This is a genomic window from Serratia inhibens, from assembly GCF_003591175.1.
Classification (GTDB): Bacteria; Pseudomonadota; Gammaproteobacteria; order Enterobacterales; family Enterobacteriaceae; genus Serratia; species Serratia inhibens.
Genome location: NZ_QYYG01000024.1, coordinates 1 through 1,144, shown reverse-complemented (window position 1 = coordinate 1,144; position 1,144 = coordinate 1). Strand labels below are relative to the sequence as shown.

The 1,144-nt window shown below is 52.5% G+C and carries 1 protein-coding gene; it reads right to left on the bottom strand.

Going from position 1 to position 1,144, the window contains the following annotated elements; all coding sequences use genetic code 11:
• Positions 1-4: 4 nt before the first annotated feature.
• A partial coding sequence (gene tuf / locus D4100_RS25465) for an elongation factor Tu (protein WP_062791875.1) occupies positions 5-1,144 on the bottom strand: 1,140 nt, incomplete at its 5' end.

Here is a 1,144-nt window from a genome sequence, read left to right as displayed (position 1 = left end):
GCGATTAAGCGATAACTTTAGCAACAACACCAGCGCCAACAGTACGGCCGCCTTCACGGATTGCGAAACGCAGGCCGTCGTCCATCGCGATTGGGTGGATCAGGGTTACAACCATGTTCACGTTGTCACCAGGCATTACCATCTCAACGCCTTCTGGCAGTTCGATGGTACCGGTCACGTCAGTTGTACGGAAGTAGAACTGTGGACGGTAGCCTTTGAAGAATGGAGTATGACGACCACCTTCTTCTTTGCTCAGGATGTACACTTCTGAGTCAAACTTGGTGTGCGGCTTGATTGAACCTGGTTTAGCCAGTACCTGACCACGTTCGATATCTTCACGCTTGATACCACGCAGCAGAACACCCACGTTCTCACCAGCACGGCCTTCGTCCAGCAGTTTGCGGAACATTTCAACGCCGGTACAGGTAGACTTAACGGTGTCTTTGATACCCACGATTTCAACTTCTTCGCCAACTTTAACGATACCGCGCTCAACACGACCGGTAACAACGGTACCACGACCGGAGATGGAGAATACGTCTTCGATTGGCAGCAGGAACGGCTTGTCGATAGCACGCTCTGGTTCTGGGATGTAAGAATCCAGGAAACCGGCCAGCTCGATGATTTTAGCTTCCCACTCTGGTTCGCCTTCCAGTGCTTTCAGCGCTGAACCACGAACAACCGGCAGGTCATCACCAGGGAAGTCGTAAGCAGACAGAAGTTCGCGAACTTCCATTTCTACCAGTTCCAGCAGCTCTTCATCATCAACCATGTCGCATTTGTTCATGAATACGATGATGAAAGGAACGCCAACCTGACGACCCAGCAGGATGTGCTCACGGGTCTGAGGCATTGGGCCGTCAGTCGCAGCAACAACCAGGATAGCGCCGTCCATCTGAGCAGCACCGGTGATCATGTTTTTAACGTAGTCGGCGTGCCCTGGGCAGTCAACGTGCGCGTAGTGACGGCTTGGGGTGTCATACTCAACGTGAGAAGTGTTGATGGTGATACCACGAGCTTTTTCTTCTGGCGCGTTATCGATCTGGTCGAAAGCACGTGCAGAACCGCCGTAGGTTTTAGCCAGAACGGTGGTGATTGCTGCAGTCAGGGTAGTTTTACCGTGGTCAACGTGGCCGATAGTACC